This window comes from Sporosarcina luteola, assembly GCF_023715585.1.
GTDB lineage: Bacteria > Bacillota > Bacilli > Bacillales_A > Planococcaceae > Sporosarcina > Sporosarcina luteola_D.
Window position 1 is genome coordinate 187,711 of sequence record NZ_JAMBOK010000001.1, and the last position, 22,374, is coordinate 210,084.

24 protein-coding genes are annotated in these 22,374 nt (G+C 44.2%); 16 read left to right on the plus strand and 8 right to left on the minus strand.

What is annotated here, in order from left to right:
- Positions 1-34: 34 nt before the first annotated feature.
- On the minus strand, positions 35-940 hold the full coding sequence (locus M3193_RS01045; RefSeq protein WP_285851780.1) for a COX15/CtaA family protein: 906 nt from the start codon (positions 938-940) through the stop codon (positions 35-37).
- Between the two features lie 324 nt (positions 941-1,264).
- Here M3193_RS01045 and cyoE point away from each other — a divergent pair, with 324 nt between their 5' ends.
- The 6 genes from cyoE (at position 1,265) to ctaG (ending at position 7,325) form a co-directional block, all read left to right on the plus strand.
- Positions 1,265-2,182 carry a heme o synthase gene (gene cyoE / locus M3193_RS01050; RefSeq protein ID WP_251623817.1) on the plus strand — a complete coding sequence of 306 codons (918 nt, stop codon included), beginning with the start codon at positions 1,265-1,267 and terminating at the stop codon, positions 2,180-2,182.
- A gap of 97 nt (positions 2,183-2,279) precedes the next feature.
- Positions 2,280-3,344 carry a cytochrome c oxidase subunit II gene (gene coxB, locus M3193_RS01055; protein WP_251623818.1) on the plus strand — a complete coding sequence of 355 codons (1,065 nt, stop codon included), beginning with the start codon at positions 2,280-2,282 and terminating at the stop codon, positions 3,342-3,344.
- 32 nt (positions 3,345-3,376) lie between these two features.
- Complete coding sequence (locus M3193_RS01060; protein WP_251623819.1) at positions 3,377-5,251, plus strand: cytochrome c oxidase subunit I; 1,875 nt, start codon at positions 3,377-3,379, stop codon at positions 5,249-5,251.
- Positions 5,251-5,877 (plus strand): cytochrome (ubi)quinol oxidase subunit III, encoded by a 627-nt coding sequence (locus M3193_RS01065; protein WP_251623821.1) that lies wholly within the window; start codon positions 5,251-5,253, stop codon positions 5,875-5,877. The genes M3193_RS01060 and M3193_RS01065 overlap by 1 nt, the downstream gene beginning before the upstream one ends.
- Before the next feature lies 1 nt (position 5,878).
- Positions 5,879-6,226, plus strand: coding sequence for a cytochrome C oxidase subunit IV family protein (locus tag M3193_RS01070; protein ID WP_251623823.1), 348 nt, complete (start codon positions 5,879-5,881; stop codon positions 6,224-6,226).
- A gap of 184 nt (positions 6,227-6,410) precedes the next feature.
- Entirely contained in the window at positions 6,411-7,325 is a 915-nt protein-coding gene (gene ctaG / locus M3193_RS01075; protein WP_251623825.1) for a cytochrome c oxidase assembly factor CtaG, read from the plus strand.
- A gap of 63 nt (positions 7,326-7,388) precedes the next feature.
- Here ctaG and ytvI read toward each other — a convergent pair whose 3' ends face one another.
- Together ytvI and M3193_RS01085 are read right to left on the minus strand one after the other, a co-directional pair.
- On the minus strand, positions 7,389-8,447 hold the full coding sequence (gene ytvI, locus M3193_RS01080; RefSeq protein WP_251623827.1) for a sporulation integral membrane protein YtvI: 1,059 nt from the start codon (positions 8,445-8,447) through the stop codon (positions 7,389-7,391).
- A gap of 111 nt (positions 8,448-8,558) precedes the next feature.
- The gene (locus M3193_RS01085) at positions 8,559-8,924 is read right to left on the minus strand and encodes a YugN family protein (protein ID WP_251623828.1); all 366 of its coding nucleotides are present in this window, start codon (positions 8,922-8,924) and stop codon (positions 8,559-8,561) included.
- A gap of 279 nt (positions 8,925-9,203) precedes the next feature.
- Here M3193_RS01085 and M3193_RS01090 point away from each other — a divergent pair, with 279 nt between their 5' ends.
- Positions 9,204-10,292: a CAP domain-containing protein gene (locus tag M3193_RS01090; RefSeq protein ID WP_251623829.1), complete on the plus strand. Its 1,089-nt coding sequence runs from the start codon at positions 9,204-9,206 to the stop codon at positions 10,290-10,292.
- A 1-nt stretch (position 10,293) separates the two neighbouring features.
- Here M3193_RS01090 and M3193_RS01095 read toward each other — a convergent pair whose 3' ends face one another.
- Positions 10,294-11,025 carry an aspartate kinase gene (locus M3193_RS01095; RefSeq protein WP_285851781.1) on the minus strand — a complete coding sequence of 244 codons (732 nt, stop codon included), beginning with the start codon at positions 11,023-11,025 and terminating at the stop codon, positions 10,294-10,296.
- Positions 11,026-11,176: 151 nt separating this feature from the next.
- Between M3193_RS01095 and M3193_RS01100 the strand changes: the two genes are divergently transcribed.
- Both M3193_RS01100 and M3193_RS01105 read left to right on the plus strand, forming a co-directional pair.
- A complete protein-coding gene (locus tag M3193_RS01100) occupies positions 11,177-12,550 on the plus strand; it encodes a Mur ligase family protein (protein ID WP_251623831.1) in 1,374 nt (457 codons plus the stop codon).
- A 72-nt stretch (positions 12,551-12,622) separates the two neighbouring features.
- Positions 12,623-13,066, plus strand: coding sequence for a YlbF family regulator (locus M3193_RS01105; protein ID WP_251623832.1), 444 nt, complete (start codon positions 12,623-12,625; stop codon positions 13,064-13,066).
- A 169-nt stretch (positions 13,067-13,235) separates the two neighbouring features.
- On the opposite strand, the gene M3193_RS01110 is transcribed toward M3193_RS01105, so the two are convergent.
- Complete coding sequence (locus tag M3193_RS01110) at positions 13,236-14,141, minus strand: glycerophosphodiester phosphodiesterase family protein (RefSeq protein ID WP_251623833.1); 906 nt, start codon at positions 14,139-14,141, stop codon at positions 13,236-13,238.
- 305 nt (positions 14,142-14,446) lie between these two features.
- Here M3193_RS01110 and M3193_RS01115 point away from each other — a divergent pair, with 305 nt between their 5' ends.
- Positions 14,447-14,719, plus strand: coding sequence for a YlbG family protein (locus M3193_RS01115; RefSeq protein WP_251623834.1), 273 nt, complete (start codon positions 14,447-14,449; stop codon positions 14,717-14,719).
- Positions 14,720-14,733: 14 nt separating this feature from the next.
- Here the strand turns inward: M3193_RS01115 and M3193_RS01120 are convergent, their stop codons facing one another.
- On the minus strand, positions 14,734-15,126 hold the full coding sequence (locus tag M3193_RS01120) for a DUF7147 family protein (protein ID WP_353056353.1): 393 nt from the start codon (positions 15,124-15,126) through the stop codon (positions 14,734-14,736).
- Between the two features lie 87 nt (positions 15,127-15,213).
- On the opposite strand from M3193_RS01120, the gene M3193_RS01125 reads away from it, so the two are divergent.
- From M3193_RS01125 to coaD, 3 genes are read left to right on the plus strand one after another with little or no spacing between them, the layout of a single operon-like run.
- Complete coding sequence (locus tag M3193_RS01125; RefSeq protein ID WP_251623836.1) at positions 15,214-16,632, plus strand: hypothetical protein; 1,419 nt, start codon at positions 15,214-15,216, stop codon at positions 16,630-16,632.
- Positions 16,629-17,174: a 16S rRNA (guanine(966)-N(2))-methyltransferase RsmD gene (rsmD, locus tag M3193_RS01130; protein ID WP_251623838.1), complete on the plus strand. Its 546-nt coding sequence runs from the start codon at positions 16,629-16,631 to the stop codon at positions 17,172-17,174. The genes M3193_RS01125 and rsmD overlap by 4 nt, the downstream gene beginning before the upstream one ends.
- A gap of 10 nt (positions 17,175-17,184) precedes the next feature.
- Complete coding sequence (gene coaD / locus M3193_RS01135) at positions 17,185-17,667, plus strand: pantetheine-phosphate adenylyltransferase (protein WP_251623840.1); 483 nt, start codon at positions 17,185-17,187, stop codon at positions 17,665-17,667.
- Positions 17,668-17,714: 47 nt separating this feature from the next.
- Here coaD and M3193_RS01140 read toward each other — a convergent pair whose 3' ends face one another.
- Positions 17,715-18,605 carry a hypothetical protein gene (locus M3193_RS01140; RefSeq protein ID WP_251623842.1) on the minus strand — a complete coding sequence of 297 codons (891 nt, stop codon included), beginning with the start codon at positions 18,603-18,605 and terminating at the stop codon, positions 17,715-17,717.
- Between the two features lie 240 nt (positions 18,606-18,845).
- Here M3193_RS01140 and M3193_RS01145 point away from each other — a divergent pair, with 240 nt between their 5' ends.
- Complete coding sequence (locus tag M3193_RS01145) at positions 18,846-19,892, plus strand: SepM family pheromone-processing serine protease (RefSeq protein WP_251623844.1); 1,047 nt, start codon at positions 18,846-18,848, stop codon at positions 19,890-19,892.
- Here the strand turns inward: M3193_RS01145 and M3193_RS01150 are convergent.
- Positions 19,865-21,106: a nucleotidyltransferase gene (locus tag M3193_RS01150; RefSeq protein ID WP_285851782.1), complete on the minus strand. Its 1,242-nt coding sequence runs from the start codon at positions 21,104-21,106 to the stop codon at positions 19,865-19,867. The genes M3193_RS01145 and M3193_RS01150 overlap by 28 nt on opposite strands.
- A 127-nt stretch (positions 21,107-21,233) precedes the next feature.
- Between M3193_RS01150 and M3193_RS01155 the strand changes: the two genes are divergently transcribed.
- A complete protein-coding gene (locus M3193_RS01155; RefSeq protein ID WP_251623847.1) occupies positions 21,234-21,767 on the plus strand; it encodes a YceD family protein in 534 nt (177 codons plus the stop codon).
- Positions 21,768-21,795: 28 nt separating this feature from the next.
- A complete protein-coding gene (rpmF, locus tag M3193_RS01160; protein WP_251623849.1) occupies positions 21,796-21,969 on the plus strand; it encodes a 50S ribosomal protein L32 in 174 nt (57 codons plus the stop codon).
- The last annotated feature ends 405 nt before the right edge of the window (positions 21,970-22,374 follow it).

Sequence of the window (22,374 nt, forward strand, 5' to 3'; positions counted from 1 at the left end):
GCCTGGAATCCCCCAGGCGGGTGTTTCAATTTTCTTACTGTCTACTCCTCGAAACAAGAAGCACCATATACGTTAATAATCCGAACAGGAGAATTACGAACAATGAGTGGGCCAAAGCCAAATATAGATTAAGTCGTGTCAAAATTACAGCTCCACCCGCCAACACCTGCAATGTCACAAGAATGAAAGCAGTGATCCAGCCCCAGTAAATGACTCGCTGATTTTTATAATGGCGGATTGCATGGAAGGCAATAACCCCGAGCCATATGAAAATCAATGCGGCAGCTGTCCTATGGCTCATCTGCACCCATTCCCAGAAGTTCCCGGGCAAGGAGAAGTCTCCATTCCTGCACATCGGCCAATCCGTGCAGCTCAATTCGGATTCTGTATGACGCACAAGCGCTCCGGTGTAAACGACGATATATGAATAGATGGTAACCCCGATCGTGTGGAATCTGAGCATCTTTCCGATTGCCAATTTATCTGTGTCGAATTTCTGATCAACTTCAAAGACTAGCAATGTAAGAAGAAAAACAGAGGCAAATGAAATGAGCGATATTCCGAAATGCAATGCAAGGATGAAGTCGCCTTGCCCCCATAAAACTTGCGCCGCTCCAATCAAAGCCTGCAAAATCAGGAAGAATATTGCCAAGAAGGAGAGGAGTTTTGTCTCTCGCTTATGACCGATGGCCTTCCATGACCAAATCGCCAGGACGACGATCAATATACCGACCGATCCAGTAACGACACGATGCGAAAATTCAATTAGGACTTCCGGTGTGATTTCATCGGGAATCAATTGACCGTTGCACCCCGGCCAATGCCTCCCGCAACCCATTCCGCTGTCTGTCTTCGTAACAAGAGCCCCGCCCAACAGGATTAAAAGCATTCCGATCGTGGACGCGACTCCAAACCATTTTAAATATCTATTAAATCGCAAACAAGACACCTTCTTTAAGAAATGATGACCAGTATGAAAAAAGGCCCCGTTCGTTGATGATAGCGAAAAAAGGGTTAAAAAACAACGCCTAACGGGCAAATAGGGCTTGGACTATCGCTTTTTCACAAATTGTTCATAAAATAGACCCTTTAACTTCACAAAAGCCATACGGAAATGATTTACTATAGATAGGGCAAAACAATTCATAATGACAGTATACTTCATATATCGGGGCAATTTCTGGTTATGTATAGAAATTATTGCCGTAATTCGATATAGTTAAGTATAGCGGTCCTTGCCGACTTCTTTGAAAGGAGGGTACATATGTCAAACGGTCGAGCGATTTCTTCATCCGTTGAGCCGGATATCGAATCGACTTCCATCTTGAAGGATTTTTTAGCACTTATTAAAATCGGTATCGTAAATTCAAATTTGATTACAGCTTTTACTGGTTTGTTTCTCGCTTTCCAATTTACGGGAAAAAGCTTCATTAGCAATCTTGATTTGTTATTGTATGGGCTTTTCGGTACCGGATTGATTATTGCAGGCTCGGCGGCTTTGAATAATATCATTGATCGGGATATTGATCCCATAATGACAAGAACAAAGTCACGTCCAACGGTCACCGGTAGATTTAAAGCACCGGCTGTCTTGGCACTGGCGTTCACTTTCATTGCATTGGGCGAAGTGATGTTATTCGCTGCGTCACCGGCGGCAGGACTATGGGGACTTGCAGGTGTGTTCAGCTATGTTGTACTCTATTCAATGTGGTCGAAAAGAAAGTATGTCAGCAATACGGTTGTAGGCAGCATCTCTGGAGCCATACCGCCATTGATCGGTTGGGCGGCAGTCGAACCGTCACTCGGCATGGGTGCATGGGCGCTGTTCTTAATCATGTTTGCATGGCAGCCGCCGCATTTTTATGCGTTGGCGATGCGCAGGACGGAAGAATACCGGGCAGCCGGCATTCCGATGCTTCCAGTCGTGAAAGGCTTTGAACGGACAAAGAAATCTATTTTAGGGTGGATTCTTCTATTGTTCCCCTTGCCATTCCTGCTGGCCGAGCTTGGAATCGGATTCATAGTGCTGGCAACAGTCCTGAATATCGGTTGGTTGTATTTCTCGATTAAAGGGTTCAAAGCGAAGGATGATTTGAAGTGGGCGACATCCATGTTCATATTCTCCTTGAACTACATGACGATCCTTTTTGTCGCAATGATCATTTTTTCGATATTCATCTAACCGTGGGAATTCTTTCTTTTGACAGGAATTCATTATAGAGAGGTCAACAGTCCTCATTGAAGAAATCATTTTTTAGAAAGAGAGGTATTAGTTAGCGATGATGAAAGGACTCAAAAAGTGGCGTCTCTTTTCTCTCTTGGCTGTACTGACAGTTTTCCTTGCAGGATGTGGACAAGAAGAACTATCAACTCTACTGCCTGCTGGACAAGTCGGTCAAGACCAGTTCAACTTGCTATTATTGTCGTCAGCAATCATGTTGTTCGTCATTCTCGTTGTAGTAGCAATTTACTTAATTGCGTTGGTGCGTTTCAGACGTTCTAAATTAGGTGAAGACCATATTCCTGAACAAGTCGAAGGCAGTCATAAGCTCGAGCTTGTATGGACGATCATCCCGATTCTATTGGTCTTGCTACTAGCTGTCCCGACAGTATACTATACGTATAAACTTGGGGACGTTTCGGCAATGGGCGCTGTAGATGAGGATGGAAATGCTGAAAACCTAGTCGTTGATGTAACTGCGAAACTTTACTGGTGGGAGTTTGAATACCCTGACCTTGGTATCGTGACTGCACAGGAACTGGTAGTTCCGATGGATGAAAAAGTTTACTTCAACTTGATTGCTGCAGATGTGAAACACTCCTTCTGGATTCCGGCGGTCGGTGGGAAACTTGATACGAACGTAGAAAACGTCAACAAATTCTATCTAGTTTTCGAAAAAGACTCCAAGAATTTAAAAGACGGCGTATTCTATGGTAAATGTGCTGAGCTATGCGGACCATCCCACGCTTTGATGGATTTCAAAGTGAAAACGATGCCACGTGCAGAGTTTGATCAATGGGTAACAGCAATGCAAGCAACAGGTGAAAAGCAAGTAGTTGCCAATCCGGCTGGAGAAGAAGTATTCCAGCAAAGCTGTATCGGATGTCACGCGACTTCCGGTGTTGGTGAGACGGGAGCAATCGGACCGAACTTGGCGACATTTGGTGATCGTAACCGTGTAGCCGGTTTCATGGATCATTCAAAAGAAAGTCTGATTGATTGGATCAAATATCCACAGAAACATAAACCGGGCAATAAGATGCCAGGATTCGCCGATCAGCTTTCCGATTCGGAATTGGATGATTTGGCAGAATACTTAATGGGATTATCTGTTGAAAAATAATCTTTTGTGATTTTGAAGAGGAGGTAAACAAAGTGAGTTCAGTTGCTCAAAAAAAGGGTTTTGGCGCAACGCTATGGGACTGGCTGACTACAGTCGACCATAAGAAGATCGGAATCCTTTACTTCCTTGGTGGCGGATTCTTCTTCGTAGTCGGCGGTATCGAAGCGATGTTGATTCGTTGGCAGCTTCATAAGCCGAACAACGATTTCGTCAGTGCGGGACTGTTCAATGATTTGATCACGATGCATGGAACGACGATGATTTTCCTAGCGGCCATGCCTATATTATTCGGATTTATGAACGCGATAGTACCCCTGCAGATCGGGGCACGTGACGTAGCGTTCCCGTTCATCAACTCCTTAGGATTCTGGATGTTCTTCTTCGGAGGTCTATTCCTGAATCTATCGTGGTTCTTCCAGCAAGTTCCTGACGCGGGATGGACTTCGTATGCATCTCTGTCAATTGCATCAGAAGGCCATGGTGTTGATTTCTATGCTATCGGTCTCCAAATTGCCGGGGGCGGTACGCTCATGGCGGGAATTAACTTCCTTGTAACGATTATTAATATGCGTGCACCGGGAATGACGTACATGCGTATGCCGTTGTTCACATGGACAACATTCGTGGCGTCTGCAATGATCCTATTTGCATTCCCTCCATTGACTGTCGGTCTATTCTTCCTGACATTTGACCGCATGTTCGGTGGGAACTTCTTTGACCATACGATGGGTGGTAACACGATCATCTGGGAGCATATTTTCTGGATTTTTGGTCACCCTGAAGTTTATATTCTTATCTTGCCTGCTTTCGGTATCTTCTCTGAGATCTTCTCGACATTCTCTCGGAAGCGACTCTTCGGATACCCATCAATGGTCTTCGCGACTGTATTGATCGGATTCCTTGGATTCATGGTTTGGGCTCACCATATGTTTACAGTTGGTCTCGGACCGACTGCGAACGCAATCTTTGCTGTAGCAACGATGGCAATCGCTGTTCCGACAGGGGTTAAAATCTTCAACTGGCTATTGACAATGTGGGGCGGAAGCATCAGGATTACAACACCTATGCTGTACGCGCTCGGTTTCATCCCCTCATTCGTAATGGGTGGGGTGACGGGTGTCATGCAAGGTGCGGCTCCGCTTGACTATCAATTGCACGATACCTATTTCATCGTAGCTCACTTCCACTACGTAATTGTAGGTGGGGTTGTTCTTGGGATATTGGCTGCAACACATTATTGGTGGCCAAAAATGTTCGGTACAATGCTAAATGAAGCACTTGGTAAAGTGACATTCTGGTTCTTCTTCATTGGCTTCCATCTGACATTCCTTATCCAGCACTGGTTAGGCTTCTGGGGAATGCCGCGCCGTGTATGGACGTTCATGGACGGTCAAGGATGGAACTCTGCGAACTTCATTAGTACGATTGGTGCATTCTTAATGGCGATTGGTATCATCGTACTCGTTTACAATGTGATCGTTACATCTGTTAAGAATGTGAAAGTTGCAAACGATCCTTGGGGAGATGGCCGTACGCTTGAGTGGGCTATCGAATCTCCGCCGATCTATTATAACTTCCCGGCAACTCCGCTCGTCCGTGGTCTTGATACTGTATGGATCGAGAAGATGGAAGGGAACGAAACAGGTCTTACACCAGCTGAACCGATTAAAGACATTCATATGCCTAACGGTTCGATCATCCCGCTTCTTATGTCGTTAGGTCTTTTCATCGCTGGATTCGGAGCGATGTACCGCACTGAAGAATCATGGGGTCTGCCTGTCTTGATCTTTGGTCTACTATGGACATTCGTTGCAATGGCAGCACGTTCATTGCAAGATGACACGGGCTACTATATTAAAAAAGATGAGATTCTCCGTGATCTAAAACGAAAAGGGGGTCAAAAATAATGGATTTGAATAAAAAATTCACTCCTGAAACTTGGCCCGACCATCCGGAAAGAGCGACACTTGAAGCGAAAAACAAATTTGTCGGCTTCTGGTTGTTCCTTGGAGGAGAGACGATCCTCTTCGCTACCTTGTTTGCCACATACATTGCGTTGAAGAACTCCGGGCCAAGCGGTTTTGGTTTCTCGACTCAAGAGCTTTATGAATTACCGCTTGTCTTTGTCATGACGATGCTATTATTGACTTCTTCATTGACGAGTGTGTTCGCCATGTACCATCTGCGTAACTACAATTTCAAGAAAATGCAGCTTTGGCTTGCTATTACTGCATTTTTAGGACTTGGCTTCCTAATGCTTGAAGTTTATGAGTTCTCGCACTATGTTGGCTTGGGCTTCACATTTAACAACAGTGCTTTCAGTTCCGCTTTCTACACACTTGTCGGAACGCACGGTTTCCACGTGGCTGTTGGCCTTGTGTGGATTACATTGTTGATTTTCCGTAATGCGAAACGCGGTCTGAATCTTTACAACGCAACGAAGTACTATACGTTCTCATTGTACTGGCACTTCATCGACGTCGTTTGGGTATTCATCTTCACTGTAGTCTACTTGATGGGAGTGATAGGTTAAGATGGCAGACGTTCAAGTATACAAACGTACACCTGCAGAGCAGCAGCTCGCACAACGTCGTTCTAAAAAAGCCATGCGGGATCAGGTTATGATGTTTTCGCTTATGATCTTCCTGACGCTTATCTCGTTTTCCATGGTTGTCGCACATGAGGCTGGCGTTGCAGGGTTCTCGAAGTACTTAATCATTCCGATGGTCATGCTGTTTGCAGCTGTCCAAGTCGGATTGCAACTGTATTACTTCATGCATATGAGTGAAAAAGGACATGGCATTCCTCAGATGTTCATGTACACAGGAGCTCTTTTAGGCTTCCTTATCCCTTTGACATTCGTAACAATCGTTTGGTGGTAATTACACGAAGAAAGAGCCTGTGGAATCATTCCACAGGCTCTTTTTTATATATCACCGGTTTTTGTATCCATTCGTCAAATTCTCTTCAAAAATGTGGGAATGTCAAAGTTCGTTCATTGTGTTCGTGCGATGTACGATTTATAATGGAACAAGACACATACATTTAAAGGAGTGATGGCATTTGATGCCTTTAAGCATATTCGGATTTCGTGCATTATGGAGTCCTTATTTTTTCTTATCGATCGTACTGCTTATTGTATTATATTTTCTATTGACCAAAAAGTGGAGGCATTGGTTTGAGGGGAGTGAACCCGTTACCAAAAGGGAAATCAGCTATTTTCTCGCTTCGATGATTTTGCTATATATCTTGAAAGGCTCGCCGGTCGATCTTCTTGGTCATATACTGTTTTCTGTACATATGACACAAATGGCGCTTCTGTTATTGGTGGTAGCTCCGTTTTTAATCGTCGGCATCCCGCACTTCATTTGGAAGAAAGTCCTTGGCGTTAAGATTATTGATAAAATCGTAAGGTTCTTTACGAAACCGGTAATCAGTTTGATGGTGTTCACCGTCATGTTCTCGTTAAATCACTATCCAATGGTATTGGATTTCATTAAATTGGACGTATTTTTACACGCCATCTTCTCCATTACGTTATTCATATCGGCAATATTCCTTTGGTGGCCGCTTTTGAACACATTGGAGGATCACCCGCAGCTTCATGGATTAAAGAAGATCGGTTATGTCATATTGAGCGCTATATTGATCACGCCTGCCTGTTCGTTGATAATCTTTGTTGATGTACCCGTCTACAATACGTACAGCAGCGGGGAAGCATGGCTACAAGCGATGGCCCTTTGTGTTCCTGCTGGTACGCTTGCGGGACTATCCATCTCAGGTCCCGAATTATTTACAAACATGCCGACCTTGTATGATCAGCAATTGGGCGGAATCATTATGAAAATCATCCAGGAGATTATCTATGTTGTCGTCATTGGTAAGATCTTCATTAAATGGTATCGTGAAGAGCAGTTGAACGCAGATGAGATTACTAAGAAGGATCTACTGGAAAGACAAAGCATGACGATGCACGGTTGATCCGATTCGATAAACCAACGAAAAACCGGCGAGGAAATTAATTCCTTGCCGGTCTTTTTGTTATCAAATTTTGAAATTCACTTTGATGATTCCTGCTTCGCGTGCTGTGTTGAATAGGATGACAATCATCGGACCTATAAAGAAACCGAGTACACCGAACAGTTTCAATCCGATAAACATGCCGATCAGCGTCGGCAGTGGAGATAAGCCAATCTGATTTCCCATCACTTTTGGTTCAACAGTTCTTCGTATGATCAATAGAATCGCAGCCAACACGGCCAGCTTGGTTCCCATACCGATATCCCCACTTACAAACTGATATAATGACCAAGGGGCAAGTATGATAATTGAACCTAAAATCGGGATGACATCAATGATCCATATGACAATGGACATGATCAATGCATATTTTGGCGCAATGATCAGCAATCCTATGAATGCTGCAGCGAGGATGATAAAGCTGACGAGCAATTGGGCTTTCATAAAGCCGAAAATGACCGAATTCAATTTAACTGTCATATAGCGGACTTTTTTTGCTGTTTCATCTGTAAAATGTTTGTAAACCATCTTTTTTAAATCAGGCAATTCAAGCATGAATAGGAATAGCGCAATCATATATACAATTAAGCTCACTAAGAAATTTGGAATTTCAGATGCAAGGGAAACGATCTTATCGGAATTGAATAGTTCCAATAACGACTTCCGAAAAGAATCCAAAATATCATTGAACCCGTCTTGCGCTGATCTGACGACATCATCAGGCAGCCCGGAAGTATACACAAAAAGTTTACTTTGAAAATCGATCCACACTCCGGAAAGCTTGTTTAAATAATCAGGAGCATCTTTTGTGAATTGTATAAGTCTGCCTATTAATGAAGTGACCGTATAATAGATACTGACTGCAAGAATCGCCAATATGAAAATGAAGACGGATATGACGGATACTTTGCGTTTCCATTTAAACTTTGTTTCGGTTAGCTTTACTAGTGGCTCAAAGAGGAGAGCCGTAAGAAGGGCTAAAATAATCGGTATGGAGATAGGGAGAATAAAAATAAAGAGCAATATGCTTATGATGAGCAACGCGAATAACATAATATTCCTTTTTGTAAGCCAACGGGACAACGGTCATTCCTCCAAATAATTCATTGTCCTCATTATAACCAAAATTCTGAGGAATGAATAGGTAAAAAAAGCCGCAGAACAATAAGTTCCCCGACTTTCAATGATTAGTGCTTATTTTGATAAGATATATGGTTTCAAATCTTCCAGGACAGCTTTTAAAGTTGCTTCACAGTCTTTGATAAGTCCTGCAGGGAAATGTTCACCCTCGCCATATTCTACACCATGTGGATAGTAGTGCTTTCCAATAACAGGTTTTTTAAGATGCATGATAGCATCTCGAGTGTCAACGTCTCCATCGGGAGTGAATCCGAATACGCGTAAGTAGTAAGTGCCTTCCTTGATTACGTATTTCTTATCATATGTTACGCGCTCATAATCCCATTGTCCAGCTCGTACAAGATCGTGTTTCAGCATGATTTCGTCAAGTAGTGACAATTCGGCAACAATGCCTTCAATTCCTGTATTTTCAATATACATCGTACAAGTCCTCCTTCATGATCATCCAGTCAAATGCCTATACTTATTTATCATAGAACAAATTACAGTTAGTTGCAATGACAACATTGTGTCATAAGGGCTTCGTTCAAACACCTGGGCAGTTGATCATCTACGCAATGAAAGATCGAATTCAAGAGATGAGAATTTCTTTTTTTACTTGAAAATCGCTGTACTTGACTTATACTCAAATTACTACGATATAATCTAGTATTAAAAATGTTTTTAGGATTTTAGTTATTTTTTTGGGGGCGAGAAGACTTGAAAGTATTATGGAAAATTGCATTATTACTGGTTGTCCTTCTCGCGCTGTTTTATGTGATGGGAAGCAGGGTCCAGGAAAATGAACCTCTCGAGTCTCCGGTTAAACATGGAACAGCAATACCGGTTCCTAATAAGGAATTTGTTGAAATGACTGCTGGTCCGAAGCGGCCTGAAACGGGGCTGTCGATATTTGTGGGGAAACCTTCTGAAAAACTGGTTAAAGCAATGGGGCAACCCGATCGGATTGAACCATCCGCTTACGGTTATGACTGGTGGGTCTATTCAAATGATGACGTTCGAATGATGGCGGGAGTTGGGGAGGGAATTGTCAATCAGGTTTTCAGTGCAGACACTGATTCAGATCTATCGCCAATCGTTGTAGGACAGAATATTAATGAAGTGTTCCGCTTTTCAATTATAGAGTCTGAAGTTAACGTGGTGCTTAATGAAAATATTTATACGTTCACGCTGAATAGTCAGGATCTGAAGGACAGAATCCTGCTTAAATATGAGGACCTGTATGCGCAGGTTTATGTAGATGCCGAAGATGAGATTATTGAAAGTGTCCGATTCATCGATCCAAAGACGCTCGTCGTCCATCAGCCATATGACATGGAATTCATGGGGGAACTTGTTACAGCCAACAGACCGTCATCGACTGTTCAAATGGAGGTTGACCGTTCGATGGAAAGGCAAATAGTCGAATTGACGAATATTTATCGGGAGCGTCATGGATTGAACTTGCTGAATAATGATTATTGGCTTTCCGTTCTAGCCCGGAACCATAGCAAGGATATGGCAATTGAGAATTATTTTTCGCATGAATCACCGTCTGCCGGAAACCTGGCAGAGCGATTGAAGAGTTTTGAAATTGAACATAAAAAAGCCGGGGAGAATATTGCCGCCAATTACGTGGATGCTATCGAAGCCGTCCATGGTTGGCTAAATTCTCCCGCGCATCGTAGTGTATTGCTGGATTCAGAGGCAACTGATATCGGCACTGGGGCGTACGGAAAGTACTACACGCAAGTATTGGTGAAATCCGACAGGAAAGAAAACATGAAACCGGGTTATATGCAAAAGTAATTCACGGTAAGATCCAAGTTCCTTTTTCATCGGAAGCGATACCTCTTACATAGAGAGGTATCGCTTTTTTCATTGCGTAAATGGCCGCGCGTTTTTGAATGACGGGATGAGCAGTTTCCAAAAGCGGCAATAATTGATGGATTGTTAAAGTGTCTAATTTTTTGGCGTTTGATCCGGATCGAGGATCACTTGTCATGACTCCAGGGACGTCTTTGAAAAATTCCACGTGAGACGCTCGCAATGCACCCCCTAGGGCAATGGCTGTCAAATCGCTGCCGCCTCTGCCTATCGTCATGACCTGGCCGGATTCGTTGATGCCTTGGAACCCGGGAATGATGACGCATCCGGATTCCTGTAAGCTATCGACAATCATTGTTGGATCAATATCGCTGATTGTTCCATCCCCAAAATCGCCGGATGTCCAAATTCCTGCCTGTATTCCATGTAAGATTCTGTTCGGGATGCCTGCCTCTTCCAGCTCGGCTGACATAATAGCGGATGCGATCAGCTCTCCGCATGAAGCAGCAAGATCGCTCGCCGCTTTTGAATAACTGAATGCGTCAGTCAGTCGCAATAACCGATCCGTAGAGTATGGTGCGTCTCCTCTTCCGATTGCCGAAACGACTACGACGACATTTTGGTGGTTTTCCAATCCGGATTTAATATGACCGATGCATAAATTCCTTGTTTGTTTGTCTTTCATGGCCACTCCGCCAAATTTTTGAACTATCATTCAAGCTCCCAACTTTCTTCGTGTCGTTCGTTGCATTTCCTTCATACGATAAAGTATGGTTCGCTCTCAATATATTCGCTATTCGTGAAAATTGTTCGGGAAGGGGAGGGGGCTTCTGTTACTATCTGAGATCTTGAAAGATTGGCCCTGTATGGTTTCGGGAAGTGTCGGGGTGACGGTTTGCGGCATTACCGAGAGGTCTGGAAATGTGAAGGAAGGATTCATTTTCGTCGCGAGGAAAGGTGCCCGGGATGATGGGATTCTGCATGTCCAAGAAGCGATTGCACGCGGTGCTATCGCAATCGTCTTAGATCGCAATGAAAGCACGGCTTTCGACGATATCCAGGAAATTACGCTTATCAAAGTGCCGGATGGGCGAAAGTTCATTTCGCATGCCAGTGCCAAGCTTGCCGGAAATCCGTCCGAATCACTTAAAATCATTGCGGTGACAGGGACAAATGGCAAGACGACGGTTACGCATTTTATCGGCCAATTATTAACGATGTTAGGTGAGCAGGCGGCAGTCATCGGGACGACAGGAATCTTCATGAATGGCAGGAAAGTCTTGCTCGATCTTCCTGAAATGACAACATTGCAAGCGGAATTTTTACACCCCCTGTTGAAGAAATGCTTAGAAGCAGGCATGGAGTATATAGTGATGGAAGCTTCATCCCTAGGTCTATCGACATCCAGATTGGATCACTGTAAAATTGATATCGGTGTGTTCCTAAATATCGGGGTTGATCATTATGAAGAGCATGGCAGCAAGGAAGCCTATCTAGCCGCAAAAAAACGGCTTGCAACGTTGGCTAGGAATCTTGTTGTCAATGGAGACGATTTGCAATGTGTAAGATTAGTCGAAGATGCCGACAGGCCGATTCATTTTTTCAATGAGCTGATGGCGGCGGGAAGGTTGATACCTTGCAACTTATATCCAACCTGTTTACCGGGTAAGCATAATCGATTGAATGCTATTGCGGCTGTAACTGTCATGAACATACTCAATTGGAATCCATCTGTGACATTGCCTCTATGTGACAAGCTTGTTTTGCCGGAAGGGCGCTTGCAATGCTTGCGGGATAGAGAAGTGAATGTCTATATCGATTACGCACACACGCCTGATGCTCTTCAAACAGTATTGGCTTCACTCACCGAAGAGTCTACAGGCGAATTGATCACCGTATTTGGCTGCGGAGGCAACCGTGACCGCGGTAAGCGGCCGCAAATGGGAAAAGTGGCTACAGCCTATTCAACGAAAGTTATTATTACTACTGATAATCCGAGGAATGAAGAACCGTCTTCCATAATAGAGGAAATTCTCGCTGGAATCAGCTGTGAAAAGGAAAAAGTTTATGTCGAGATGGACCGGAGAGCGGCAATTGAAAAAGCGATACGATATGCCAAAGCAGGAGATGTCGTTTTGATCGCTGGGAAAGGGCATGAGAGAACGCAGCAGATCGGGCAGGAACTTCTCACATTTTCCGATTATGAAGTCGCGGAAGAGGCATTGCGAAAGAAGAATTAGTAAATCAGGTCGGAATGCATGCACATAGTACGCTTAATTTGGTATGATTAGTTGGAATGGAGGGAAAGCACTATGATGATGACAGATGAATGGATGTCTATCATTGAGCAATCAGAAACACTCTCCGACATGTTGCTTTCTTCTGAAATCGTTGATGAATACAGAAGAGCGAATCATGCCGTTTATTCCGACAAAACGTTGGCAAAAGCGATCTATGATTTTACCAATATGAAGGAGCGTTACGAAGAAGTGCAGCGTTTCGGCAGATACCATCCTGACTATAAGACAGTCATGAAAGATATACGAATACAAAAAAGGGAATTGGATATGAATGAGCAAGTCGCCGCTTTGCGTCTTGCGGAAAATGATGTGCAAAGACTGTTGAATGAGGTCAGTGCAATCATCGCAGGAGCGGTATCCGATTCCATCAAAGTGCCGGCCGGGGATAGTTTTTTTGTGGATACATCTTGCGGGGGCGGATGCGGCACGGGAGGAAGTTGTTCTTGCTCAGCGTGACTTAAGGAGATCAATTTAGGCTGCCTTAATTTCTGCAAAGTACGCAGAAATATGGCAAAGCGAACCTTTCGCTGTTCGATTGGCAGCTGTTCCTACTCAGCATAGGCAGATAGCTTATGCATCAATAAATGAAAAACGGTTGTCTGTCATGAACAGGCAACCGTTTTTATTATGAATTTTGTTGGATGACTTCCATTGCAAGTGCCGGCTTATCAGTAATGAAGCCAGCAGCTCCGGCGATAAGAAGTTTTGCAATTGTATCCCTGTCACTGACATGAGTATAGTAAACTGCAACATTCAAATTGGAAAGAAAACTGATGAAGCCTTCAGCTGTCATTGGAAATGGACCCATTCTTTCAGCAATGCAGAACAAGTCTGCACGGGGATTGTACAAATGACCGAATTTACTTGAAAAGGATGCATACGCTTTTTTCACTTCGTCATTTCCCGCACCGAGGGCCACTTTATTTTGCGCATAAAGATTGAAGCGATCCGTTTGCTCATCAAACGCGCTCAAGACAATCACACGCTCCTCTGATCCGGTTTCCTCTAAAAGGCGCCATAACTTGGAAGGCATGAGACTGCCTTCGTATGTATCCGGCGAATCCTTAAGATTAACAGCAATCAGCATATGAGGATAGGCAGTCAGCAATTCACGCAAACTGATGATTTTCTCCCCTTTTCCACGAAAAGGAAAAGCCCCCATCTCATCTTCGAACATATAGCCTGCATCGGCTTTTTTCAATTCATCTATAGTATAATCGGAAATCCTGCCGGAGAAATCAGTTGTTCGATCTGCAGTTTCATCATGGAAGAGTACGATTTCTTCGTCTTTTGTCAGTCGGATGTCGACGGCAAATCCATGGACGCCAAGCTCTGCTGAATTTGAAAACGCTGCCATCGTATGCTCAGGAGTGCTTGTCATTCCACCACGATACGATAGGACGACAGGGTCCTTGAACTCAAGAGCTTCCTTCCGGGGGCGGGGTTGGGGTTTGGCAACTACTTTAGATGCAGCCCAAGCGGCTACTCCGGCCGCCCCTACTGTAAGAGCCACTTTCGTTTTTCTTCCCATTTTCGTATCCTCCTCTTCTATCAATCAATTACGCCTCGGCGTAATTGCGTCCAGATTTTGAATTGCGCCTGAGGGCAACAGGATGTCGGTCATGCAGTCGTTGCGACAGGACGTCGCGCACTTAGACTGCCTTCCATAACTCCCTTCAAAATCTGTGACATCCGCCGGAGGCTGACTTGCGAAAGCAAGGTATTCTTTTATGCTATCCTCATTATAATGGAAAAAGCGGAAGATGTCAGCAATGTTCGGTTGCAGCCCATTTCTCTACTATGGTATTGTATGGGGTAGGAAAAGAGGGGAAAACCATGATTGATCGACAAGGGATAATTGTATATCTCCATCATTTGAAACAGGCGAAATCATTACGCAAGTATGGCCATGTCCATTATATTTCCAGAAAAATGAAATACGTTGTCATCTATTGTGATCAAGTGGACGTTGATGATACAATCCGTAAACTTGAACGCCTACCGTCCGTTAAAAAGGTGTTGCCATCGTATCGCCCCTTCGTTAAAACGGAATATGAAAACGCTAAACCTGACAAGGCGAAGGAATACGATTACAAAATCGGTCTTTAATTTTAACGATTTGTTTATTGTAGAGGCGGGACAAGATGATTAAGACGCAGTATTCCTGTTATATACTGATAGAACAGTTTGGTCTCTGCAAATTCGGAGGAATGCTTCAATCCGATGAAGATAGGTTCCTGTCCTTGTTCCAAGGAAGTTTCCTCGAAGAGTAGCCTTCTCTTTGATTTGGACTCGCCTTTTTGAGAAATGCCTTCCCTGCATATGTATACCGGCATGAAATTACTGTTTCGGGCCGGGCGAAATGCGGCTGCCAGGGAAATTGCTTGTCCGCTATTGGTTTTTGAAGAAAAAATGAAGGTTCTTAGAAGCCGGTGTTGATTCGTCTCCATCAGTTCCATCAGTTCGTAGACGTCTCCATACCCTTCGCCTAATTCAATAAAGTACTGTTGCAACATAATTACACTACCTTTCAGCATTCGGAATTAAGTTTATCTTATCATTTTTAACCGCTTTAAACATCCCTGGCAATTGAGGTGCAGCAATTGAAGATCATACTCCGCATAGTCGGCCTATTAGTCATCCTGAATTCCGTTTTACTCTATATGCATTATAATCAGTTGGCGGATGCAAGCGGGACGCCGGCTAAGGAACCCAGGTACATCCAGGAAATTGAAGTGATCAACAGGACGGACGCTCTTTACGTCAGACAGCATTTTCATAATTTGGACGGAGGACGTCACGAAATCATTTTGCCGAAGGAAAGCCGGAACGCTTCCTGTTATTTAGAAATTGAGACGTCTTGTGTGAGAATCAATGAAAACGCAACTGCGATCTTGGAAGGAGAGGAGAACCGGCAATCCATTTCCTACGAAATCCCGAAGACCGAAAAAATGGCCAGTAGAAAACTTTTCAGAGAACCGTTCGCCTCTTTGCGAAATGCGAGGCTGGATTCTACTATTCTCCATGTTACAGATGAGAGTGGAATCGGTGGTATGTGGGTCAGTGGACTGGAATTGATAGGATCTAAGAGAATGGACATGGTCGACTATTCTTTATTCAAGGGAAATGGCAAGGTATCAGATCTCTATTGGCAGCAAAAGGAATTGCCTCAAACATACAAGGGAAGGCGGCTCTCTATTTTCGGCGACTCGATCGATACAGCCATAGCCGATCAAATAAATAGCGAGTTAGCGAAATTGAATATCGGCAATATCATCATCTTGTTAGATAAGAAAGGGGAACCTCTTCAAACGCAACGATTTTTCAGTACACAGCTCGAGGAGACGGAACTATCCGACTTAGTTTTGGAAAGAGGTGTACGTTCGAAATTCGCAATTTCCGACAGGGAGCGCCTCGTAGCGGGATTAGCCGCATCTATCTCCATAGATGCACCGACGGGTACAAATGAGGCCAAGAAGGCATTCGAAGTAGTAAAACATTCTTTATCAGCAGATCAGTATGAACGTTTGCGGTCCCGCTTGGCGGAGAAGCAGGGTGAGCGCTTGGATGCAGCCGAGTTGGATAATTTAATCGGAGAAGTTTGCGGTTATAAGACCTCATTCGTACAAAAGAACTCGATCGGAGAGTACCCGTTCCTTTTGGAGGATACACGGATGATCACAATGAACGGTCAAGCACAAGAAGACATTCAAGCCTTACGTATGGACAAGAATACGTTGTATCCGGCAAACAAAGTTTTGACAAGGTACGGCTATTCACTATCTGCGAATGACAGTTCAATCTATATAGAAAGTGCTGAGGAGAATTTCAGATTCTCGTTGCGTGATCCTTTCTATGTCTTGAACGGAAAAAGATATGAATTACGTGAGAAGCCTTTTATATTCATCGATAATGAGGTTTATTTTGAGGAGGACGCATTAAGGCGTCTATTCCATCTTTCCATACAGAAAGATGAAGATACAATCATCGTCAAATCCATGACGGGAGGGGAATCGAAATGAGAGTCGTATCCGGTTCCAGAAAAGGGATACCATTAAAATCATTGCCTGGCAATTTGACAAGACCGACTTCTGATAAGGTTAAAGAGTCGATTTTCAATATGATCGGTCCATATTTTGATGGTGGAATCGCTGTGGAGCTGTTTGGCGGCAGCGGCTCCCTTTCCATCGAATCATTATCAAGAGGAGCAGACCTAGCTTATATTTTTGAAAAAAATCCAAAGGCATGCTCCATCATCCGTCATAACGTGGAAAAATGCAGATTCACCGAACAAGTACATATTAGTAGAAATGATGCAAGGAACGCTATTCGGGCGTTGCCCGCCGATATTCAAATTGATTTGCTATTCATTGACCCGCCATATGCTGAAGCAAAATTCTATGAATTGGCGGAGGAAATGGCGCAAGCCGGCATGTTATCTGAAAGAGCAATTATCATTTGTGAACATGACAAGCAATTGACGCTTCCGGATGCCTATCAGGAGTATCAAAAGATGAAAAATCCGATTTATGGAAACAGTGCGGTTTCCATCTATATGAAATGAGGGAGCATCAATGACAAAAATAGCAGTTGTGCCTGGCAGCTTTGATCCGATTACAAATGGACACTTGGATATTATCGAACGGGCGGCAAAAGTGTTTCCGGAAGTGAGAGTTGCTGTTATGAACAATTCGTCCAAAAATCCATTATTCACAGTGGAAGAAAGGATGGATCTAATCAGTGCTGTCACATCGAAATTCCCGAATGTCATCATCGAGTCTTCATCAGGTCTACTAATCGATTATGCCCGTAAGGCAGGTGCTTCCGTAATCGTTCGTGGTTTGCGGGCGATCTCCGATTTCGAATATGAAATGCAGATCACCTCCATGAATAGAATGTTGGATGAGAGCATCGAGACATTTTTCGTCATGACGAAAAATCAATATTCATTTCTCAGTTCGAGTATTGTCAAAGAGGTTGCTCGGTATGGTGGAGATATATCAGCCCTCGTGCCTTCGGTTGTGGAAAAGGCATTGCGTGAAAAATACATAGATTAATAAGGTTTAGGAATGGTTATGACATGAATAGTTGTCATAACCATTTTTCATAGTAAGAAGTATAAAATGATTGGCACGGTGATGACACTCCATATTCTGCTGAGGAAATATGGGAATAGGGGAGTGTCGGCGGTTTTTGCAATGACGAAAACTTGCATATGGATGCTTAAGCCATTCAGTGAAATGATTGCAGCGATTAAAAAAGGGAATACTGGGTTAGTGAAAAAATGATCGGTGGCCGATTGGACACCTGAGGTCATTTCAAATAAGGCCAGCAGGAATGTTTTTGTGATTCCTAAGTCGATAGTGAAAGCCTTCGAAATGGCAGTCGTCAAGACATTTCCAAGGGCTGAAAAAAAGATTACGGTTGTTGCGACAAGAATGATGACCGTGGAGCTCTCCTTTATTGACTCCAAAAAAGGCGAGCCTGCACGTTTTTTTGGCAGTTGCAGTTGTGAAGAATCCATGTCCTGCCGCCCCTTTTTCATGGCTGTCAGTGCAAACAGCAAGAAAAGTATATTAGCTATATGAATGGTGGCCAAAAGTTTCCATCCCGATGATGTATCGCCAAATAGCTCAGTTCCCACAAAGCCGAGTATGAACATGGGACCAGGCGCATGACAGGCTGCTAATAAGTAGCCGCTTTCACGTCTGTTCAACTCCCCTATTTTGACCATCTCCGTAACGGTGACCGCGCCGACGGGAAATCCTCCAAATGAACCGAGGACATACGCCTTCATATATCGTTTCCAACTTTTCTTTGACGGATTTTCTATTGGCACTTTCAAAAGCCACTGTGTCAAAATGATATAAGGCAGCAAATAAGGCAGTAAAGCGTGCACAAATAATTGTGCTCCGGCTTCGGCACCGTCATGTGCGATGCCGGGCTGTAGTATGAAGAGGATGATTAATCCCCAAATGACTGCGATGCTGATCATATTTTAATTTGATGTAGGATAACTAGGACGTAATTCATTCATGTTCCTCCTTCAGCGATGATGGATCAAAACGTTCTCGTTTTTGCTTTATACTGGATATTTTCGGTGGTACACTAGTAACTAGCCAGATTTTCATGTCTAGCTTGGTGCACTAGCTGCTTGAATCTGTGCAAGTGCCCTCAGCTTTTCTTGTTATATATATGTCCCATCTGTACAGGCTATTAATGGAGGTGTGTGGGTATGAAGATGAAAAGGGTTGGATTGTACGCAGTCGTTTTGCTAATTCTATTGTTTTTATTCATTTATCCTCTCGATGCATACATATCGAAACCAGGTGGAGCCTATGACTTGGAGCCGATTGTAGAAGTCGAGGGGGGGGACAAGGATGATGTAGGAACCTTCAGCCTAATGACAATTTCGATAGGGAAAGCGACTCCTTTTTCCTACGTTGCTTCAAGATTTTCCGACCGGATGAAGGTATTGCCGATTTATAAAGTGAGAAGGGAAGGGGAGAATGACAAGGAGTATAACATACGTCAAAAAAAACTCATGTCAGATTCCCAATTCAATGCGATTACGGTCGCATTTAGCAAAGCCGATATCCCAGTCGATATTACGTATGACGGTGTCTTCGTCGTATCTGTCCTGAAAGGCGGAGCGGCCGATGGCAAGCTTCAGACGGGAGATAAAATTCGATTTGTCGATGGCAGGCAGTTGACTGAGGCTGGACAGTTCGCATCTTCGATTTCAGGAAAAAACGAAGGCGATAAAGTGACGGTCACCATCGAACGGGATGAGAAGCTCAGGGATGTTGAAATCACTCTACGTGAGATCCCAAAATCCGAAGGCCGCATCGGTTTAGGTATTGAATTCCAGGAGGACCGTGAGCTGTCAACTGATCCCAGAGTGGATATCCACACTGCCGATATCGGAGGACCGTCAGCAGGCCTTATGTTCACTTTGGAAATTATGAATCAGCTGCTTGATGAGGACTTAACGAAAGGATACAAAATCGCTGGTACCGGAGAGATGTTAGCCGATGGAACAGTCGGCCGTATTGGCGGAGCCGATTTCAAAATCATGGCGGCCGACCGTGAAGGAGTCGAAATCTTTTTCGCACCTGACGACTATTTACCCAATGAAGTTCGAGCTAAAAATCCAGGGATCATGACGAATTATGAGGAAGCGGTTAAAACGGCAGAAAAAATAGGCACGAAAATGAAAATCGTACCTGTAACCACGATAGATGATGCCTTGGATTATTTGAGAGACTTGAAAGAGAAATGATCTTCCATAATCGGCGATGTGTGATAATCCAAGCCAGTCTTGGCAGCACTCGACCCATCTCCTAGAGCTAAAGCATAAATATCGGATGCGGTTATGTCCATATCCAATGAAGGGTCGGAAAATGATGCGACTTTGCTTATAAGGGGCAAAGAGAGTTCCTTTTTCCGCACATTCAAGTAGGCACGCCCTTCATTGGTCATCCCGAGCAATCGCAAATAAGTAGGCTTTTCCATTTCAGCCCGCCTCGTTTTCGTAAAGCCGGTAAGTATATGTGTCAGCATCCTTTGTATCCTAGTCCATGTATAGCGCTTTGACTTCACTGCATCCATAAATGATTGAAATGAATCATGTGATTGTGCAGCGCGGAAAATGAGGTTTTCGATTCCTTCCGAAACATCGGCAATCGCACGTAGCCGGGAAGGTCCATCTCGTAAAATTACAAAACGAAGAAATGGGTAAAAGCTCTCCCAGTTGCCGAATACCGCTCTTTCCGTCTGCCATTCATACAACAATTGTTTTGTAACTGGCGGAATGAAATCGGAAACTTCATCAAGGGTTTCCGAGCCGAAGAATGATTTCCGGATGCCTGTCGCACTTGCAATTTGTTGACGATCCAATGAATCATCATGGTAGCCGGCCCCCATCCGTTTGATCGTCATGGCCTTCATTGATGAGCCGATCGACCGTGCAGCTTCCATATAGTGGAACCCTAAAATATTATTCGGCATAGACAGGTCGGCAACTGAAAGTGAAGGTTGTTCTGCGAGAATTGTCTTGTACGCTTGATTCAGCGCCATCGGATAGCTAACACCTTCAGAAACCGCTTTTTTTACAGCCGTTTCATATTCTTGGGCATGACGGTCAATCAGCTGCAAGCTATTTTGAAAAGGCTCTATAGTGCCGTCTTCGCTTCCGAAACAAAAAGCGCTGCATCCAGCCGCGTCAAGCAGCTCGATGGCCCCTTGCGCAAATACAGGGGCGTTTCCTGTTGCAAATCGGTATGGAAGCTCGAATACAATGTCAACGCCGGATGCGAGTGCCATCTTCGTGCGCGTCCATTTATCGACAAAAGCCGGTTCCCCCCTTTGCAGGAAATTGCCGCTCATAACTGCGATGACGATATCCGCGGCAGTTTTCGATTTTGCCTGCTGTGCATGGTAGACATGACCATTATGCAAAGGATTATATTCAACGACGATGCCTGTGGCTTTCAATATGTTCACCCCTTCGATATAATCTAATTGAATTATACGTTGTCGTGATTTAGGTGACAAGAAAATATCTTGACATCCCTTTTTATCCATTATATAATCAACAGTGTTGTCTTGAGGTGATATAGACGTGAAATGGTCAATTCATCAACTACAGAAATACAGACAAGGAGCATTGCCGCTTGACGAAGCGGTCAACCTTGACTCCGTCAAAAAACGGAATCCGGAAATCCGGGATATTAAGCCTGTCCACGTAACGGGAAGCTGCATCATCGGTTCGAAAAAACTGACTTGCCATTTCCACCTAGAAGGTGTAATGACATTACCTTGTTCACGAACATGGGAAGATGTCGAATTTCCATTTTCAGTGGAAACAGACGAGCAGTTCAGTTGGGACGAAGCCACACTTGCTACGGATGATAATATACACCCGGTAATCGGTGAAGTTATCGATCCGACGCCCGTTTTTGAAGAGTTGGTTCTTCTGGAAGTGCCTTTGCAGATTTTCAGTGAAAATGCTGACGAGATGCTGAGCGCCGAGGGTAAAGGGTGGTCTTACACGACCGATGAAGAACACGAAGAGCGGCTCCGTGAGGAAAGGGAAAAGAAAGTTGATCCGCGATTGGCGGGGTTAGCAGACTTTTTCAATACCGACAAGGAATAGGCGAAACGATACTAAGGAGGTGCCTCAAATGGCAGTACCAAAAAGAAGAACTTCAAAAACAGCTAAAAGACTTCGTCGTACGCATTTCAAACTACAAGTTCCAGGCATGACAACTTGTGACAATTGCGGCGATATGAAACTTGCGCACCGCATTTGCAAATCTTGCGGTCATTACAAAGGAAAAGACGTAGTAGGGGAATAATATTCTCTGCTTAAAGACCACCGTGAGGCCATGGCTCCGGTGGTTTTTTATATTATAAAGCGGAGGGTGGCGTTTAGCCTCGACAGGCGTTGGTGGGCTAGAAAAAAAGGCGCTTCTTGCCTTTTCTTTCAAGACTGAAACGACCCGAGAGGTAGCCGCCCGGAGCTGGATTGTACAAAAGCAGAGGGCGCTTGGTCAGATGCGACAGGCATAAGGCGAAGATGCGAAGTGGCGCTTTTTGCCACACAGCATCTTTGACTTATGACCCGAGCATCTAGCGCCCGGAGCTAGACGATGCAAAAGCGTAGGCGGCCTGCCTAGATGCGACAGGCATAAGGCGAAGATGTGAAGTGGCGGACTTTGCAACGCAGCATATTTGACTTATGACCCCGAGCATCTGGCCGC

Excerpts from the sequence above, each read along its gene's own strand:
- M3193_RS01145 (WP_251623844.1), top strand. The coding sequence starts at position 18,846 with ATGAAGATGAAAAGGGTTGGATTGTACGCAGTCGTTTTGCTAATTCTA.
- M3193_RS01070 (WP_251623823.1), top strand. The coding sequence starts at position 5,879 with ATGGCAGACGTTCAAGTATACAAACGTACACCTGCAGAGCAGCAGCTC.
- rsmD (WP_251623838.1), top strand. The coding sequence starts at position 16,629 with ATGAGAGTCGTATCCGGTTCCAGAAAAGGGATACCATTAAAATCATTG.
- ctaG (WP_251623825.1), top strand. The coding sequence starts at position 6,411 with ATGCCTTTAAGCATATTCGGATTTCGTGCATTATGGAGTCCTTATTTT.
- M3193_RS01120 (WP_353056353.1), bottom strand. The coding sequence starts at position 15,126 with ATGTTGCAACAGTACTTTATTGAATTAGGCGAAGGGTATGGAGACGTC.
- M3193_RS01085 (WP_251623828.1), bottom strand. The coding sequence starts at position 8,924 with ATGTATATTGAAAATACAGGAATTGAAGGCATTGTTGCCGAATTGTCA.
- M3193_RS01110 (WP_251623833.1), bottom strand. The coding sequence starts at position 14,141 with ATGGGAAGAAAAACGAAAGTGGCTCTTACAGTAGGGGCGGCCGGAGTA.
- M3193_RS01140 (WP_251623842.1), bottom strand. The coding sequence starts at position 18,605 with ATGATCAGCATCGCAGTCATTTGGGGATTAATCATCCTCTTCATACTA.
- coxB (WP_251623818.1), top strand. The coding sequence starts at position 2,280 with ATGATGAAAGGACTCAAAAAGTGGCGTCTCTTTTCTCTCTTGGCTGTA.
- M3193_RS01105 (WP_251623832.1), top strand. The coding sequence starts at position 12,623 with ATGATGATGACAGATGAATGGATGTCTATCATTGAGCAATCAGAAACA.
- M3193_RS01115 (WP_251623834.1), top strand. The coding sequence starts at position 14,447 with ATGATTGATCGACAAGGGATAATTGTATATCTCCATCATTTGAAACAG.
- cyoE (WP_251623817.1), top strand. The coding sequence starts at position 1,265 with ATGTCAAACGGTCGAGCGATTTCTTCATCCGTTGAGCCGGATATCGAA.
- M3193_RS01100 (WP_251623831.1), top strand. The coding sequence starts at position 11,177 with ATGGTTTCGGGAAGTGTCGGGGTGACGGTTTGCGGCATTACCGAGAGG.
- rpmF (WP_251623849.1), top strand. The coding sequence starts at position 21,796 with ATGGCAGTACCAAAAAGAAGAACTTCAAAAACAGCTAAAAGACTTCGT.
- M3193_RS01095 (WP_285851781.1), bottom strand. The coding sequence starts at position 11,025 with ATGATAGTTCAAAAATTTGGCGGAGTGGCCATGAAAGACAAACAAACA.
- M3193_RS01065 (WP_251623821.1), top strand. The coding sequence starts at position 5,251 with ATGGATTTGAATAAAAAATTCACTCCTGAAACTTGGCCCGACCATCCG.
- coaD (WP_251623840.1), top strand. The coding sequence starts at position 17,185 with ATGACAAAAATAGCAGTTGTGCCTGGCAGCTTTGATCCGATTACAAAT.